The organism is Janthinobacterium salmonicoloratum, from assembly GCF_051380845.1.
Classification (GTDB): domain Bacteria; phylum Pseudomonadota; class Gammaproteobacteria; order Burkholderiales; family Burkholderiaceae_D; genus Janthinobacterium; species Janthinobacterium lividum_F.
The window spans coordinates 85,537-103,604 of the sequence record NZ_JBNYXV010000009.1 but is presented as its reverse complement, the minus strand read 5'-3'; the positions used below and the strand labels follow the sequence as shown (position 1 = coordinate 103,604).

Genomic DNA, 18,068 nt, shown 5'->3' with positions numbered 1-18,068 from the left:
ACCGCCAAAATTGAAATATCCCCTGACTTCAAGGCACTTGAGGAAGCGTGCACGCGGAGAATTTTCTTATATTTTTATTTTTTTGAGGGGACGCTCAGCCGCTTTTCCTGGAAGCTTCCTGTTCAAGTCCGCCCATCGCAACACCGTGATAATCTCAGATGGCAACATATTCTGGAGGTAGTCTTCCGGTACATCCGTCATCGCCAGCCTACTCAGCAATACTTCAGCCATGTACCTGAAAGCATGTATTGTTGGCGGCAAGTTCCATAGTTCATATTCTCCGAACTCGTTTATCGCTATTTGTTCAGCATTATGAATTTCATCGTCAAAATAAATATCACCATCTCTCATTTTATCTCCTCATATTTTAATATTAATAATCATAACACAATTAATATTTAAATCAATATGTTTTGATGTTAATTTTTTAAAAACTTACACAAATTAATATACCAGAATTAAAATAAGTTAATGAAGCGGGAATAAAACAGCTAAGGAAATAGCATTTATTCGTTGGCCAACATGATGGGAGATTTGGCACCCTGCTCGCGCCGCCATTTGGAAAAGAAATGACTAATCGGCAGTGGCGGAGCCTGGAGCATGTTCAAGGCGACAAGCTGCGCCACCAGCAACAGCTGGCGTCTTGCAGATACCTCCCCATCGTTAAATAAGTTCCAGACAAATAATATTGCAGGCAGCAAAGGCTACATGGCCTGCGCTGCCTGAGCGACGTCCGCTGACACCGGCAATTTAGCCAGCAACTTATCCAGCGTCACCGGATACTCCCTCACCCTCACCCCCGTCGCGTTGTAGACGGCATTGGCGATCGCCGCCGCCACGCCGCAAATGCCCAGCTCGCCCACGCCCTTGGCTTTCATGGGCGAGGACATGGGGTCTGTTTCATCGAGGAAAATGACATCCTGGTGCGGAATGTCGGCGTGCACGGGCACTTCGTAGCCGGCCAGGTCGTGGTTGACGAAGAAGCCGCGGCGCTGGTCGAGTACGAGTTCTTCCATCAGGGCTGCGCCGACGCCCATGGTCATGGCGCCGATCACCTGGCTGCAGGCCGCTGTCGGGTTGAGGATGCGGCCGGCCGCGCAGACAGCCAGCATGCGGCGCACGCGCACTTCGCCCGTGTCGCTGTCCACGCCCACTTCCACGAAATGGGCGCCAAACGTCGATTGCTGGAATTTTTTATCGAGGTCGCCGTATTCCATGTGATCTTCCGCAACGACGTCGCCATGGTAGGCGGCGGCAGCGAGCGGCACGCTGCGCTCGCCCTGGCTCACTTGTCCATCGGAAAAGCGCGCTTCCTTTTCATCGAAACCGAGCTTTCCGGCGATGGCCTGGCGCAGGCGCACGCAAGCCGCGTAGACGCCGGCCGTCGAGCTGTTGCCGCCCCACTGCCCGCCCGAACCGGCCGAGACGGGGAAATCCGAGTCGCCCAGGCGCACGACGACACGGTTTAAGGTCACGCCCAGCATTTCGGCCGCCGTCTGGGCGATGATGGTGTAGCTGCCCGTGCCGATGTCCGTCATGTCCGTTTCCACGGTCACGATGCCGTTGCCATCGAGGCGCACGCGGGCGGCCGATTGCATGACGAGGTTGTTGCGGAAGGCGGCCGCCACGCCCATGCCAACCAGCCAGCGGCCGTCGCGCCGCGTGCCCGGCTGCGCTTGCCGCTCCTTCCAGCCGAACTCCACGGCCCCCGTGCGCAGGCAATCGATCAGGCGGCGCTGGGAAAACGGGCGGCCGGGCTTTTCCGGGTCCACTTTGGTGTCGTTCAGGATGCGAAAGACGATGGGGTCCAACTTTAGTTTTTCCGCCATCTCGTCCATGGCGATTTCCAGCGCCATCAGGCCCGGCGCCTCGCCCGGCGCGCGCATGGCGTTACCCTCCGGCAAGTCCAGCACGGCCAGGCGCATGGCCGTCATGCGGTTTGGTCCCGCGTACAGCAGGCGCGTCTGCATCACGGCCGTTTCCGGCCCGCCGCCTTTCAAATCGCCGGACCACGATTCGTGGCCGATGGCCGTGATCTTGCCATCGCGCGTGGCGCCGAGGCGCAGGCGCTGAATGGTGGCGGGCCGGTGCGTCGTGTTGTTGAACATCAAGGGCCGTGTCAGGGCGACCTTGACGGGGCGCTGCGCCGCGCGCGCACCCAGGGCCGCCAGCAAGGCTTCGGCGCGCACGAACAGCTTGCCGCCGAAACCGCCGCCGATGTAGGGCGAAACGATGCGCACCTTGTCTTTCGCAATGCCAAGCGTGCGGGCCAGGTCGCCACGACCCCAGTCCACCATCTGGTTCGCCGTCCAGACCGTCACCTTGTCGCCCTCCCAGGCGGCAATCGAGGCGTGCGGCTCCATCATGGCGTGCGACTGGTCAGGCGTCGTGTAGGTGGCGTCCAGCCGAACTGGCGCATTGGCAAAGGCGCCGGCGAAGTTGCCCGTCTTGCTGTCGGGCTTGCCGTCCTTCGGCTTGGTCGCCGTGCTCTTGGCCTTGGCCAGGTTGAAAACACCGGGCTGTTCGACATACTTCACGTCGAGCAATTGCGCGGCCGAGCGGGCTTGCTCGAAGGTTTCCGCCACCACCAGCGCGATGGCCTGGTGATAATGCTGGATCTCGGGGCCACCGAGCAGGTTTGCCGTGTTCATCTTGCCTTTGCCCAGCTTGCCCGCCGATTCCGCCGTCACCACGGCCAGCACGCCGGGTGCGCGCAGCGCCGCGCTGGCGTCAAGCGAAGCGATGCGCCCTTTGGCAATCGCCGCGCCGACGACATGGCCATAGGCGGCGTGCGGCGCGGCTTTGTTTTGTTCATAGGCGTACGGCGCCGTGCCCGTGGTTTTCAGGGGGCCATCGATGCGGTCCGTGGGACGGCCCACGACTTTCAGCTGGTCGATGGGATTGGTGGTCGCAGGTGTCGTGAACTTCATGGCCTTAGCCTTTCTTCGCTTGTGCTTCAGCCATCACGGCAGCCATCGTGCGCTGCGCCAGGGTCACCTTGAAAGCGTTGTCGGCGGTGGGATGCGCGCCGGCCAGCAGGCGTTCGCTCACGGCGCCGGCGCCATCGGGTATCGCCTGTTCGGCGGCAAGCACTCTCCACGGCTGGGGCGCGACGCCACCCAAGGCAAGCCGGCCCGTACCGTTGGGCAAGATAATCGCCGCCACGGACACCAGCGCGAACGCGTACGAGGCGCGGTCGCGCACCTTGCGGTAGACATGCGTGCCGCCGATGGGCCGGGGCAAGGTCACGCTGGTGATCAGTTCGCCCGGCTGCAGCACCGTTTCCAGCTGCGGCGTGTTGCCCGGCAAGCGGTAAAAGTCGGCGATGGGGATAGTGCGCTTGCTGCCATCGGGCCGCACCGTGTCGATGGCGGCGTCGAGCACGCGCATGGCCACGGCCATGTCGCTGGGATGCGTGGCGATGCAGGCATCGCTGCCGCCCAGGATGGCCAGGGACCGGCTGAAGCCGCCAATGGCCGAGCAGCCGCTGCCCGGCACGCGCTTGTTGCAAGCCTGGTTCGTATCATAGAAATAGGGGCAGCGCGTGCGCTGCAGCAGGTTGCCGGCCGTCGTCGCCTTGTTGCGCAGTTGCGCCGAGGCGCCGGCCAGCAAGGCGCGCGACAGCACGGCGTAATCGCGGCGCACCATGGGGTGCGCCGCCAGCGCCGTGTTGCGCACGAGGGCGCCGATGCGCAAGCCGCCATCCTTTGTTGCTTCCACTTTATCCAGCGCCAGGCCATTGACGTCGATCAGATGCGCGGGCGTTTCGATGTCCAGTTTCATCAGATCGAGCAGATTCGTGCCGCCGGCAATAAAGCGGGCACCCGGCGTGTGCGAGGCGGCCGCCGCCACTTCGGCCGGCGAGGCGGCCTTCTGGTAGCTGAACACTCTCATGCCGGCCTCCCCGCCACCTCGGAAATCGCCTCGATGATGTTGGAGTAGGCGCCGCAGCGGCAGATGTTGCCGCTCATGCGCTCGCGCAATTCTTCCGGCGTCGCTTGCGGCGGCGCATTCAAGTCGGTGCTGACGTGGCTGGGGATGCCCTGGCGGATCTCTGCCAGCGCGGCGACGGCCGAGCAGATTTGCCCCGGGGTACAGTAGCCGCATTGATAACCGTCATGCGCGATGAAGGCAGCTTGCATCGGGTGCAGTTTATCGGGCGTGCCCAGTCCCTCGATGGTGGTGACCTTGGCGCCGTCATGCATGACGGCCAGGCTCAGGCAGGCATTGATGCGCTGACCGTCCAGCATGACGGTGCAGGCGCCGCACTGGCCGTGGTCGCAGCCCTTTTTGGTCCCCGTCAGGTGCAGGTGTTCGCGCAAGGCGTCGAGCAAGGTGGTGCGCGTGTCGAGTTCCAGGCTGTGGCGCTGGCCATTGACGTCCAGGCTGATTTTCATCAGGACGGGCGGCGGAGAAAAACCGGCCTGGGTGGCCGTATTCACCGCTTGCGCCGCCCCCGCCACACCGGGCACGGCCGCCGCCGTGGCCGACAGCGCGCCGGCGATCAGCAAGCCGCGCCTGCCGGCATTGATGTGATTAGACTCTGTCATCTCGCGCTTCCTCCTGGCTGTGGACTGGCTGGGTGGGCGCATGCAGGCCCGAAGCAGCAGTCTGACGGCCTGATTCCTACGCGTCTGTACGCGAACGAACGTTCAGCCTCAGGCTGCGCCGGGTCGTGCCGACCCCTCCCTGCGCCGCATAACCGGTGTGGCGCGCGCAATGGTCGAGCGCCTGGCGCAGGGCCGTATCGACATTACGCAACGACATATCGTGCCGCTCGGCCACTTCCTGGCGGGTCAGCTCGTCCACGCGCAGCGCTTCGAGCACTTGCCGGTGGCGCCGCGGCAGCAGCTCGACGGCCTGCGCCAGGCGCCGCACGTCGGCCTGCAGCTCGGCCAGGCGTTCCGGCCCCGCCGCCGTATCGGCGAGGAACTCGACCAGGCCAGCGGCGCCGCCCCCATCGCCCTCGTCCGCATACAGCCAGGCGCGGTTGCGACGCAGGCTGTCCATGGCCGCATTGCACGCCACGCGAAACACATAGGCGACGGGGCTGTGCGCCAGCGCAGCGCCATCCCCGGCCGTCAGCGCGCCCAGGCGCAGCCAGGCGTCGTGCAAGCTGTCGCTGGCCAGCTCGACGCAGCCCAGGTGACGCGCCAGGCGCCGGTGCAAGGCCGCGTAATTGCTTTCCAGCACCACCTGCAGCTGGGCGCCCTGCCCTGGCGCCGGTATCGGCAGGGGCGCCATATCGTTGGCCGCCTGCAGGCGGGGCCGGATGGCGGGACGGTACCAGGCCATGCCCGCAGGCCCCATGGCACCCGTCATGCGCAAAGGCAAGGCACGAGCCATGCCGGCCATCATGGCGACAACCTGCTGCGCTCTTGCGCCGTCAGCTGGCGCGTGGCCGATTCCGGCAGCGGGCCCAGGCCCAGCACGCGCACGGCGCTGCGCGGGTTGTAGTCGGCCGCCTCGATGCGCGCGCCGTCGGCCGGGGTAGCTTGCGTGCTGTCGGGCGGTGCCTCACTGCCAAAGCCCAGCACACGCACCGTGAACACGGATGGCTGCGCCGAACGGGTGGCGGCGCGCTCGCGCTGCACCACGTCCTGCGCCGCCGCCGTCGCCTGCGTGGCGGCCGCGCTGGCATTCGTCATGGCAGCCACGTTGACGGATGCTACCGTCGGCATGCCCTTCGCTTCGCCCTTGACCTGGATGTTCGCCGCGTTCATCACCTTCAACGCGGCCAGGTTGACATTGCCCGAGACACGGATGCCAGCCTCGCCCGCGTCGATGGTGCCCAGCGGCGCCAGCAAGTCCACGTCGCCGGCCGGCACTTCCGCGATCGGCGCCAGGGTGGCGATACCGGCGCCCGTGCTCGGCACGTCGGACGACAGGGTCACGTTGCCCCAGTTGTCATACACGCGCTTGGGTGGCGTGTAGACGATGGTCGACTTCGAACCACGTCCCGCGTTGATGTCGCCCTCCGACGACCATCCGAGGATATCGCCGCCAAACGTCGTCATGACGCGGCTCTGGCCCAGCAGAATGCTGCCGTGCGAGAACAGGTCGATATTCCCGCCGCCCTTGGTGATGACGCCTGAAGTCGACGGCGGCGCCTCGCCTTCGATGCCAAACACCTGCTTGCCGCCCGGCGTCAGCAGCTGGATGTCGCCGCCGAAGTTGGTGTGCACATAGCCGCTGCGGGGAACGATGCGGTCGTTTCTTCCCGAGTCCGGGTTGTAGAGACCAAACGTGCCGCGGTACATGATGATGTCGCCCGCATAGGAAAGCGCCTTGCCGCTGGCGTCGGCGGCCGGCGCCAGGCCCGCGATGGCGTTGCGGCTGCGCAAAAAGCTGCCATAACGGGAGCTGTCCCAGTCGTTGTACTCGCGCCCGCCCGCCTTCAGTTCCGCGAAATACACATCGCGGGCAAACACGCGCTGCTGCGGCTCGGGCAAGGCCAGATAAAAGGCCTGCGCTTCGGCTGCCGTGCCCTTGAAGGCGTAGCGCTCGCCGAGCCACGCAGCCAGCTCCTTCTCGTACGATTTCACCACCTTGCCGGCCTGGTCGGCCAGCGGCACGCCTGTCTGCGCCACGTTCGCCGGGTCAAGATAGGGCTTGACGAAGCGCAGGTAGTCGAGGCCGGCCGCGCCAACGCCCGCCTGCATGGCGATGCCGGCACCCGGGCGCTTGTCACCCGCCACGACGGGGCCGAGGCTGACGACGCTGCCCTTGTCCTGCATCAATATGTTGCGTCCGGCACTGATGTCGAGCGTGCCGGGGCCGGCCACGTTGAAGGAACTGCCGAGGATATCGCGTCCGGCCGATACCACCGATACGTCATACGCATTGTTATGCACGAACAGGTTGCTGCTGTTGTTGAACATCATACCGTTCTCGCTGCCGGCGACGCCTTCCAGCAGCGCCGTGCCGCTGCTGACGATGTCGCGGCCCGCCTTCATCCAGACAGGCTGCGCGCCCTCGTACCAGGTGATGCCCGCGTGCTTGGCGTCGTAGAACTCGACGATGCGGCCGACGTTGACACCGACCAGGTCGCCCTTGACGGCATAGATGCGGGCCGCCTGCGTGCCGCTGTTGCCGGGGCCGGCGGCCGAATCGGGACCGAAGGCGAACAGCGGATACTTGTCTTCCGTGGCCGGCGCCCCCGTGCTGGACAGATTACTGGCCAGGGGGCCGGTCGACCACGAGTTGGGGGTGCGCGCGATATAGGCTGGCTTGAACGGCGTCGCCATGCTGTCCGCCGCCGCGCCGGACTGTCCGATGGTAAAACCGCCTGCATAGATGGAGTCGCCGGCCAGCCATTGCAGTTGGGCATAGGGCGAAGGCGCCAGCAGCAGAGGTGCGGCATAGCTATCGGCGCCATTGCGGTCCACGATCGTCTTGCCGTAGTACAGGCTGCCATGCGCGGCAGCAACGCGCACAATGGAGGGGTAAATGGTGGCGAAGTCGGTCTCCGTGCCGATCGGCCCCGTCAACGGCGTCAGATTGCCGCCGGCGGAGAACAGGTCAAGCGCCGTGTGCGGCGTCCACAAGCTGAACCAGCTGTAGCCGACACCCAGTTCTCCAGATGACGCAAGCGCCGAGGTGGGGTTGACCATCAGTACGCGGCCCGGATCGGCCACATCCTGCAGCACCTGGTCACCCAGGGTCGCCACACTGAACGTGGCGTCGCCCGGCACCAGGGTCATGCCGCCCCGTGGCGTAGCGCGCGTGGCCGTGAAGGCATCGTAGGCGCGTGTTTCTTTCGGCGCGTGATCAGTACTTTGTGTTCCGTATTGCAGCACCAAACTACCGAGTTGCGCGGCCGACGTTTCCGCGTGGCCGCGCAAGTCGACCAGGGCGCCATTCATGTGGCCAGCATTCGGCATGCCTGCCGGGTTGATGGCGCCGCCCACGCGCAGGTCCAGGTCGCCGCCGCCCGTCAACAGCATGCTGCCATCAGCATTCACGCGGCCAGTACTGCCCACGGCCAGCAGCAAGCCCTGCGAACGGGTATTGATATTCGCGTCATAGCTGCTGCCCTGCGCGAGCGCCAGCGCGCCCGCGTCACCTGCCACGTCGGCGCGCAGATTGCCGCCACCCAGGGTACCGAAACCCGTAAAGCCCAGGACGTCGTCGGCCAGGGTGCTGCGGCCCACATAGGTGCCGAAATTGACCCACCAGGCCACCGGCTGTGCCAGGCCACCGATGGCGAGACCACCGCTGCCCTGGCGCCACAGCCAGTTGCCCACGGCCGTGCTGTCGTAGCCAGCGTCCGATGTGACGGGGCGCAAATTGGTCGCGGCACTGCGGCCCAGTAGCGAACCGGTCAGGTCACCGTCGACCTTCAGCAGCAGATTCCCGCCCTGGTCGGGGTACCAGGCGCGGTAGATGCTGCCGGTGCCGCCATCGACCAGGTGTTCATGCTCGCCGTCCGGATTGTTCAATACCTTGCCGTCGGCATTGCGCGCCCGTGCCTGGTTGAACGGGTCGCCTGATAACGTCGCCGTGGACGACATGCCGGCCGTGTACACGCCATACAGGCTGTCCATGCGCAAGTCGCCGCCGCTGACCAGGTCCAGGTCGCCCGTACCCGTGCGCAGCACGCTGTAGCGCAGGCTGCTCGCCTTGTAGTCAAACGTGGGACTGGAGGTGCCGCACCAGGTGGGATATTCCTCGCATAAAGTTGGCCAGCCTAATGCCACGGGGTCGAGCAGGTCGCCCGCCTTCACGCTGGGGTCCGCAAACTCTTCGGCGCCTGCCTTGGTCCACACGTATGCCACCTTCAGCACGCACATGCTCGGGTCGTTGGCGCAAAATACCTCGACAGTCTGGCCGAACTGGCTGGTGAATTCTTCGGTGATGGGTTCGCCCGCCACGATGCCGGGGATGCCCTCCCGCTCGCCCAGTTCCTGCGCTTCCTTGGTCCAGTACTGCACGCCCTTCGGCGGCACCAGGATACCGTGCATGCCGTAATGGCTGTCGGCCAGGCGCAGGGTGCCATGGTCGGGATGCGCCTGCACGCTGCGTGTGTCGGCTGCATCGAGGTCGGCGCCCGCCACCAGGCGCATGCCCCACGCTTGCGAGCCTTCGGCCAGCATGGGCGCGATGGCCCACAGCTTGCCCTGGCTACCCGCCACTTCCGGGCGCAGCTGGATAGCCGCCACATTGGCCATCAGCTTCACGTCGGTGCCGGACGGGATCAATGAGCCCACGGCCAGCGCCAGGTTGCCGTTGAGCATGAAGCTGGAACGTTCGCCTGCCACGCCAGGCAGCGGCACGCCCTTGGGCCAGGTCATGGCGCTCACTTTCACCGTTTGCTTGAGCACGCTGCCTGCGTCGAGGCGCATGCCGGCGTCCAAGGTTTGCGCCGTGGCCAGCAGGCTGCCGGCCGCATGGATGATGTTGCCGGCGCTGTTGCGCACGGCGGCCGCCAGCACCGTGCCGGCTGGCAAGGTCACTGCCTGGTCCAGGGTCACGGCTGCGGGCAGGCGGGTATTCGCGTCCAGATTAAAGCCCTTGATGGGCAAATCGTAGTTGAGCGCGATGCCGCCCGGGAACAGCGTGCCATCGGCCACGGTCACGCCCTGGCCCGGCACGATGACGTCGCTGCCATTGATGTCGCGTCCCGGCAGCAATACCCAGCCTTTGTCATCCTTGGTGGCGGGCGGCGGCGCGAAACCGTCGTTGATGCTGCCGTAAATGCTCAAGTCGCCGCCGGCGCGCAGCAGCAAGCTGCCCACTTCGCCCGAACCGCGCACGCCCGTCTGCTGGAAGCGCGGGTTCAGGCTGGCGTAGCGCATGCCTGACAGGTCCAGGTCGCCCTGCACCACCAGGTCGCCATCCGGCGTCTTGCTGACGATATCGACGCCTGGGCGCAGGTGCAGCGCGTCGGCATACGCGGCCGTGTTCAAGCCCGCCAGCTTGCCATTGCGCAAGTGCGTGTTGGCCAGCGCCGCATCGATGAAGGCCGTGCTGTCCGCATGCTTGCTGTCGAGATACGCCTGATTGATCACCTGATACGGGCGGCCGCTGGCCGACAGGTCTTGCACGGGCTGACCATTGGCGCCCGGCACCATGGCGTAGGCTGCGTCGTCGTAGCGCTGCATGGCGTTGACGGCGATGGATTTCGCGCCGCGAATGGTCAAGCCGCCACCGGCTGCAATGGCGATATCGCCAAAGGTGGCGGCGTCAACGTCCGCGCGGGAACCGCCGCTGCCCAGGCGTGGCGCGCTCAGCTCCACCGTGCCGCGCGCGGCGCCGTCATATTCGCCCTTGCCCTTGCCAGCCACGGCCGCCGTGCCGTGGCGCACGTCGATCTGCGCGCCGCCGGCCAGGTCCAATGTGCCCTCGCCCGAGTTCAGTTCCACCATGGCCCGGTTCGGACTGTCGATGATCTTGCCATAGCTGTCAACGCGCAAGACGGTGCCATGCGCGTCGAGCACGGCGTTGCCGGCCAACGTGACGCCATGCTTGCCGGCCAGGCGGATGCTACCCACACGCTCGCCGCTGGCGTCTATCACGCCAGCGACGGTGAGGCGGCCATTGTCGACGGACACCTGCACTTCGCCCGCCTTGACTTCATTGCCTATCGTCAGATCGCCCTGTTTCAGCTGAAAGCTGCGCCCGCCCATCACGCCGCCATCCGTCAGGCGCTTGTTCAGCGCGGCGAACTGGCTGTCCAGTGTGCCGCCCGCGCCCAGGGTTTGCGCGCGCACGTCCACGCTGCCGTTCTTGTACGGCACCACGGTACCGCCCGCGTCATAGCTGCCACTGGCGCCGCCGAGGATCTTGCCTTGCAAATCCACCATGCCGGCCACGCCATCGAGGGCCACGGCCTTCAGGCTGCCGGCGCGATTGTTCTCGGCCGACAGGTCGATCACGCTGCCTGCAGCCTGGCGGATATCGCCGGCGCGGCTGTCCAGGGTCACGTCACCGCCCCAGCTGTATTTATCCACGTCGAAAAAGGTGCTCTTGCGGCCCGCCATGTCGATGCGCGCGCCGTCTGCCACGGTGATGTCGTGCTGCGCGTTGACGGTGAGCTTGCCACTCGGCAACACCACGGCTGTCGCCACAGTCACGCTGTCGCCATTCAAGGCCAGCTGGGCGCCCAGTCCGTCGTTGTTCTTGACGGCAGCCGCTGGCGCCGCGCCGGCCGGTGCCGCCACAGTCAGCGCGCCGCCCGCCGTATAGCTGTGCGCCGAACCTGCGTCGCCCGTCAGCAGCGGCGTGCTGATGTTCAGCTTGCCGCCGCTGTACCGGAAACCCTTGCCCGTCTCATACGCGCCCTGCGCCTGGTAGACGGACAGGCTGCCCTTGTAGTTGGCCGTGACCTGGCCTGACGCTTTCAGATTGACGTTGGCAAAACCCAGCGCGAGGCGGTCGAACGAGGCGACACCGGCCGGCTGCGTGAAGGGGCCGAAACCGAAATCGATGCGTTCCGCTTCCAGGTTCAGTGTGCCGCTGCCCGTACCGGCGCCGTGCGCGATCACATTGCCGGCTGGCGACAGCGCGCCGCCCCAGATCAGGTTGGCCGTGCGGATGGTGGCCACGGTATCGGCGCCGCCCTGGCCATACATGGCCGGCGTGGTCAGCACCAGGCGCTCCAGCGTAGACTTGCCGCTGCTCTTGTCGTAAGTATCGAGCATCACGTCGCCATAGAAATTGATGCTGTCCGCAGCGCTCAGCATCAGCGCCTGCAGCGCTGGCGCGCCCGTGCTGGTATCGCCGCGCAGCAGGCGGTCCAGTACGCTCTGGTTCATGGCCAGGCCGCTGGAACGCGTGCCGCTGGCCTGGGCGGCCGCCAGCGCCTCGCTGCTACCCATGTTGATGGCGCCCACGGACAGGCTCAGGTTGCGCGTGCCGTAGCGCGCCGTGTCGTCCAGTTCGAACCTGCCATTGGTCGACATCAGCAAGGTGCCTTCCGAGTACAGGCTCGCTGTACTGGTGCCGGCGCAAGCGTCGTCGCACACGCCGATGCTGATACCACCGCGCGCCGAACCGCCGACCGGCGCCACGTTCATCAAGCCGTTCGAGGCCGCCAGCATATGTATACCCTCATTACTCTGGTAGACGAAACCGTCGTTGGCGTCATAGGCGACCTTGCCGCGCCCCACCGTGTTGATGCCCGCGCCGGGCGCGACATCGATCAAGCCGGCCGTCCATTCGATATTCCACGGATCGCGCGCCAGCAGCAGCACTTCCGGCGCCGAGAGGATGGCGCCCGTACGCAGGTAGATATTATGTGCCTGCGCCGTGCCAAAACTGATGTAGTTGCCGCCCTGTCCATAGTTGATGATGGGCGCGGAACCGATCACGATGCGGGCAGCGCCGATCGCGTTCAGGCTGGCGGCGTGCAGCGTCACGCCGCCGAAGCCCGCCGTGGCCGACGCGCCGTCGGCGACGATTTCAATATCCTCGGGGCCGCCCGATATCACCGCCACGGTGCCGCCAAAGCCGCCCGTGGCGGCGCCAAACTTGCCCGTGCCCTCAAATTGGAAGGCGTCGATGCCGGCGCCTGGCGCCAGTTGCAGCTTGAGCGTCTTCGCATCAGCCGGCAGCAGCGGACGGGGAATGCCGCGCGTTTGCGCATCGGCCAGGGCAAACGCGGCATAGCCAGTTTCGTTGTACTGGGAATACGTGCGCAAGACCTTGGCCGGCGTAAGTATCAGCTGGCTGGCCATGGGCGCGCGGATATCGGTGCCGGCAATCGACAGGGTGCCGGGCGCGGCCCAGGAACCGTTGCGCAGCGGCTGCGCCAGTGTGCCTGCACTGCCCTGCCCCGCCAGGCCGTTCAGTTCCACGCGGAAAGCGCCCGGCAGCAAGGCATAGGTCGACGGCATCAGGGTGTAGGTGCCAGCAGGCAAGCCTGGCACGCCATTGCCTATCGTCACCTGCCGGCCCACAACCGCATCGGAAGCGCCCTTTTCGCCGCCTGTGGGCGCCTGCGGCGTTTGCACGCCCGGCACGATGGCGTACACGGGGTTGGTCGCCAGGCCCGGCAACACGAAACCGCCATTCGCGCCCACCTGCACCAGCGGATGGTAGCGCGCATCGGTGGAGCCGCCGCGGCCCGCGATGAAACCGGCGCCCGTCAATTCGCCGCCACCGGACAGGTCGAGCACGGCGCCCGGTTTGACGGCCACTTCCACGCTGACGATATCGACGCCGATGCGCATGGCGCCGTTGGCATACACGCCACCGACGCCGATAAACTCCGTCTTCTTGCCATCGACGTTCCAGTTCTGGCCATCGGCCGTGCCGCCATACGGCATGGCCATGCCGGCGGCGCTGACGGAGGTAATACTGCCAGGCAATAAATTGATGCTCAGGCTATTCTCGCCCCCCCGCAGGCTCATGCCAAGGTTGATGAGGCCCAGCGGTGCGCGCACGATACCGCCCTGTTCAATGTGCGCGGCGCCGAACTGCAGCATGCCAAAGGCCGAGTACGGCACGGCGGGAATGGTATCCGTGCTGCGCGCGATGGTCAGCGTGCGCGTGGGATCGTAACCCATGATGCCCTTGAGCTTGGCATAACCGGCGCGCACGGCCGCACCCGCGCCCGTTTCCGGATACAGCTGGGCCGCACTGAGGGTCATGTCGCCTGGTGCGGACAACACCGTCGTCGGTTGATTACCATCCCAGCCCAGCGGGGACAGCAGGAAGCGCAAGTCGCCGCGACTGGTCAGACGCACATCGTTGGCTGCAATGTCGACCAGGCCGCGCACATCGATCAGGTCGCCCTCGATGCGGATCTGGCTGGCGACCGGCGATTCTCCCGCACTGCCCGGCCTGACATAGAAATCACGGCCAACGGGCTTGACGCTGGCCAGGCGCACATAGGGCGCCGCCACGCTGACGCGCGCGCCGGGCGCACTGCCGGGCGACAGCATAGGCGTACCGTACAGCTGGAAGCTCTGCTTCATCTTCAGCGACACGTCGCCATCGAAGGTGGCGGCGCCAAGCAAGGCCAGGTTGCCGAAACCGCCAGCGTCCACCTGTGCCACGGACAAGCGGCCATGGCCATATTGCAGGGCCTGCGCCCCGTCCTGAGCCGCCTCCCGGGCACTGACGCCATCGGCCAGGTCGCTGGCGCCCTGCTGCTGCGTCAACCTCAGCTGGCGTCCCTGCAGCACCTTGGCCTGCGCCAGCTCCTTGCGGTATTCGGGCGAGCCCGTGGCAACGGACAGGGTGCCGCCCGCCGCACCCGCGCCACCCGCCCTGGCCAGCAGCTGGCCATCGAGGTACAAGCCATTGTTCGACGCCAGCGCGATGCTGCCGCCCGCGCTGGCCACGTCGACCGCCGCGCCGTTCACGTCCAGCACGACATGCGCGCCGGAAGCGTCGAGCACGGCGCCGTCACGCACGACGACAAACAGGCTGGCCGCGGATGTACTGCCCTGTGCGTGGTTGATCTCGCCGCCGACGACGATGCTGCCGCCGTCAAGCACTTTGCCATAACGCCGGCCCTGCGCGTCCGTGGCCGTCACGGCGCGCGACGCCACGTCCAGCACGGCGTTGTCGCCTATCCACAGGGAACGGCCATGGCCGGCCGCCTCCACCGCCTCGGAGACAGGCGTATCGACGGTCACGCCACCCAGGCTGATCTTGCCGCCCCAGGCGTTCAAGCGCCCGTCCACCGTCAGCTGGCCCACGCTGGACAGCTTGATGGCCTGGCCCGCATCGACATTCACCACGGCATTCTTGCCCACCAGCAGTTCGGCGCTGGCCATGTCGGCCGCGCCGGACTGGATATCGCCCACCTGCAAGGCAAGGCTGGCGCCCTTGCGCTGCGTCATAGTGCCCTTGACCGCGTTTTCCGTGTATTGCTCCGGCGTCCATAGGGCCAGGCTTTCATTGTCCACCACGCGCAGCACGGGCATGCGCACATCCACCTGCGTGCCATCCGCTACCGTCAAGCGCTGCTTGCCGACCAGGCTATAGCTGGAAAAACCCTTGTCAAAGAAGTCAGCACCCAGCTGCAGGGTAGCTTTCGGTGCGGTATCGGCTGGGCCAGACTGGCCAATCGCGATCTTGTTGGCCTGCAATTCCAGCTTACCGCCGCCTTGCACGCCATGACCGCGCACTTGCGCGCCCTCGCCCAGCAGCAGGTCGGCCTTAGGCCCATAACTGGCCAGGATCACATTGCCGCCCTTGCCGCCCTGCTGTTTCGCCTGCGCCAGGATGGCCGCGCCGGAGCTCACGTCGATCAGGCTGCCATTGCCGATGCGCAAGTCGCCGTACGTTCGCAACGATACCGTGCCGCCGTTCAAATATGGCAGGCCGGCGGCGGCCAGCGGGTCGCGCAGCACATTGGCCAGCAAGCCGCTGGTGTCCAGGCTCACGCCATCGGCCAGCACCAGTTTGCCCGGGGGTGCGCCCGGATTGACGAAGGTATCGAGCATGCCCAGCGCACCGATCTGGTTCAGCACATTGCCGGCCATGATGCTGCCGCCATGGCTGCGCAAGTTGGCGTTGATGGCGACGTCCTTGCCAAACAAGGTGATATTGCCGCCGTCGGCCACCTGCAGCGCGCTGTCGACGGTGATCGCGCCTTTCGCGGCGAGGCGGATGGCGCCCAGTTGCTGATTGTTCAGCAAGTTGGTGTCGAGCAGCAGCTTGCCCTGGCGCTCTGCAGCCAACACGTCGGCCACGTCGAGGCCGGCGGCGATGCCGTCCTGCACGCGCGTCAGGCGCACCTCGTCCATGACGGCCGACAGCGCATGCTGCAGCACGCCCGTGCGCTTGTCGAACATCGGCTGATACTGGCCAACGATCAATTGCCCCCGCTGCGCGGCCGCCAGTTGCGACTGCTGGTAGCCGTCGAGCAACGCCTGCGGCGCCTGCGCCTGGCGCTCGCCCTGGAAGACGTCGCCCGCGATCCCCCCTTCCAGCACGGCCGAAGCGGTAGCGACCACCAGCTTGCCCGCATCGCGGCCCACCGTGTAACCGTTTTCCAGGCGTTTTTGCGCGGCGATCAGGGGATTGGCGTAGAAGGCGCTGGCATCCTTGCCCCAGCGCGCGTGTTCTTCCTCGTAACCCTTGTACACGCCCGCATACGGCAAGTCGGCGGGCGCGCTGCCCGCTTCATATAGCTTGCCGTCCGGGCCTTTCAGCCAGGTCTGGCGCAGCGCGCCCGTCTGTACGTCCAGGGTGCCGCCCGACAGGTTGATGCTGGAGCCAAGCTGCGTCACGACGTCCTTGCCGCCGAAGGTCACGGTGCCGCCCTGCGCCATCCACTCGCTGACGGAATGGCCCTGCGTGCCCAGGTAGCCAGCCACTTCCAGCAAGCCGCCGGCCGTGTACCAGCGGTCGCTGTCGTAGCCGTTCGTGCCCTTCGGTACGAACACCAGCTTGCGGCGGTCGACCCAGATATTGCTGTTGATCAAGGCCTTGCCGTCGCGGTTGACGGGCGCATCGCGCTGTTCGTTGCCCTGCACATTGATCTCGACATTGTTCGCCTCCATCGCCACCTTCACGCCGACGGCGCCGGAGACGTCGAGCTGGGCCCCATCGCGCAGCAGGCTGCGGCTGCTGGCATTGACGGCGATCTGGCCGCCCGTGGCCAGGGTCAGGGAATCGCCCATGAATTCCACCGTGCCGGCGCTGCCGATCTCGATGCGCGACTGGTCGCGGCGGTCGTTCACGGCAAGGATATTGTCCGTGGACGTCACGGCCGGGCCGCGCATGGCGTCGCGCTGGCTGTCGAGCGCCGTGGTCTTGCCATCGTCTTCGACCAGGATGGCCGTGGTGGCGCCGCGTCCCAGCGTCACTGCCGCGTCGCTGCCCAGCGCGTTCAGGTGGATGGTGCCGCGCGTGGCTGTCGTGGTGGAGGCGAGCAGCACGCCGTCCTGCTGTACCGTGCGCCCAGCCAGGGTGATGTCGCCTTCGCGCGCCTGGATCAGGCCCGTGTTGACGACCTTGCCCGCCGTGCTGGCAGCCGCGAACTGCGGCGTGACTTCGCTGCCGCGCGTGGTCGATAGCGGATTGCCATCTGTGCCCACGCCCTTTTTAATGTTGAAACTGTCGCCCGCGGCCAGCAGGGCCTGCCCCTTGGGCGTGCTGATCTCGCCCGCATTGTGGACTTCCTTGCCTAGCAGCATTACGTAACCGCCGCCTTCCGTGCTGCCCTTCGGGGCATTGCTGGCGAGGCGCGCACCGGCCTGCACCTGCACCTTGCCGGCCGCATCGGCAAATGTCGTGCCGCCCGCCGTGCCGGGGCTGTAGATGCCGTCCTTCTGGAATTGCGCGTCGCTGATGCGGGCCGCAGCCGCTACCAGGCTGCGCGTATCGACCTGGCTCGTGCCGGTAAACACAATGCCGTTGCGGTTGACGAGCAGCACCGTGCCATCGGCCTTGATCTGCCCCTGGATTTGGCTGGGACGCGCTTGCGGATCGTTGACCCGGTTCAATACGGCCCAGTCCTTCTGCTGCTGGAACGTCAGGGTCGTGTCCTTGCCCACATTGAATGTTTCCCAGTTCAGGATGGCCTTGTCCGCCGTCTGCTGCACCACCACGGCCGTCTTGCCGTTCGCTACTGTCTGCACGGGCGCCTGGGCATTGAGCCAGCCGGCCGTCAGGCTGTTGGTGTCGACCTGCAAGCCGCCCTGTGCCAGGCCATTTGGCGCGCTGGCGCCGCCGGCGGCTTGCTGGCGCGCTTGCGCCTGGGCCGCTTGCTGCGCGGCGATGGCGCGCGCAGCCAGGTTCAGGTTGTTGAGCGAGCGCTGCAACTGCTGGTTCGCCTGCTGTTGTTGCCCCTCGGGGCGGCTGCCCAGCGGCAGCGGCTGGCCATTCGGCAGGCGGCCCGAGGTGGCCGCCGTATTTTGCGCCGCGCCCTTGGCCGCGAACCAGCCGCCGCTGAACGCCTGCTGGGCGCGCGCCGGCGTGGTAAAGGCGCCCGCCATCAGCATGGTGGTCAATGCGTAAGCGAGCGGCGTGAGCCGCAAGCGGCTGCCCAGCGTGGAGGTACGCTGCGCGCCCGTGTCAACGGTTGGGACTGGGCGCTGGGCAGTGTGAAGCTTGGTCATGGCAATGGTTTCCTGGCTAGAGAGAAGGGAACGGAGCTGGCGCTAGCG

The 18,068-nt window shown here is 66.1% G+C and carries 6 protein-coding genes; all 6 read right to left on the bottom strand.

Annotation, left to right across the window (positions count from 1 at the left end):
• Positions 1-66: 66 nt before the first annotated feature.
• Positions 67-351: a hypothetical protein gene (locus ACQ4WY_RS26710; protein WP_436506688.1), complete on the bottom strand. Its 285-nt coding sequence runs from the start codon at positions 349-351 to the stop codon at positions 67-69.
• A 353-nt stretch (positions 352-704) separates the two neighbouring features.
• Positions 705-2,930, bottom strand: a complete 2,226-nt coding sequence (gene paoC, locus ACQ4WY_RS26705; protein ID WP_436506687.1) for an aldehyde oxidoreductase molybdenum-binding subunit PaoC — start codon at positions 2,928-2,930, stop codon at positions 705-707.
• Positions 2,931-2,934: 4 nt separating this feature from the next.
• Complete coding sequence (locus ACQ4WY_RS26700) at positions 2,935-3,894, bottom strand: FAD binding domain-containing protein (protein ID WP_436506686.1); 960 nt, start codon at positions 3,892-3,894, stop codon at positions 2,935-2,937.
• The gene (paoA, locus tag ACQ4WY_RS26695; protein ID WP_436506685.1) at positions 3,891-4,550 is read right to left on the bottom strand and encodes an aldehyde dehydrogenase iron-sulfur subunit PaoA; all 660 of its coding nucleotides are present in this window, start codon (positions 4,548-4,550) and stop codon (positions 3,891-3,893) included. Before paoA ends, ACQ4WY_RS26700 begins: the two co-directional genes overlap by 4 nt.
• Before the next feature lie 76 nt (positions 4,551-4,626).
• A complete protein-coding gene (locus ACQ4WY_RS26690; RefSeq protein ID WP_436506684.1) occupies positions 4,627-5,346 on the bottom strand; it encodes an RNA polymerase sigma factor in 720 nt (239 codons plus the stop codon).
• A gap of 8 nt (positions 5,347-5,354) precedes the next feature.
• A complete protein-coding gene (locus tag ACQ4WY_RS26685) occupies positions 5,355-18,020 on the bottom strand; it encodes a filamentous hemagglutinin family protein (RefSeq protein ID WP_436506683.1) in 12,666 nt (4,221 codons plus the stop codon).
• Positions 18,021-18,068 lie beyond the last annotated feature (48 nt).

Coding starts and splice junctions, on each gene's coding strand:
- ACQ4WY_RS26690 (WP_436506684.1), bottom strand. CDS start 5,346: ATGGCTCGTGCCTTGCCTTTGCGCATGACGGGTGCCATGGGGCCTGCG.
- paoC (WP_436506687.1), bottom strand. CDS start 2,930: ATGAAGTTCACGACACCTGCGACCACCAATCCCATCGACCAGCTGAAA.
- paoA (WP_436506685.1), bottom strand. CDS start 4,550: ATGACAGAGTCTAATCACATCAATGCCGGCAGGCGCGGCTTGCTGATC.
- ACQ4WY_RS26700 (WP_436506686.1), bottom strand. CDS start 3,894: ATGAGAGTGTTCAGCTACCAGAAGGCCGCCTCGCCGGCCGAAGTGGCG.
- ACQ4WY_RS26710 (WP_436506688.1), bottom strand. CDS start 351: ATGAGAGATGGTGATATTTATTTTGACGATGAAATTCATAATGCTGAA.
- ACQ4WY_RS26685 (WP_436506683.1), bottom strand. CDS start 18,020: ATGACCAAGCTTCACACTGCCCAGCGCCCAGTCCCAACCGTTGACACG.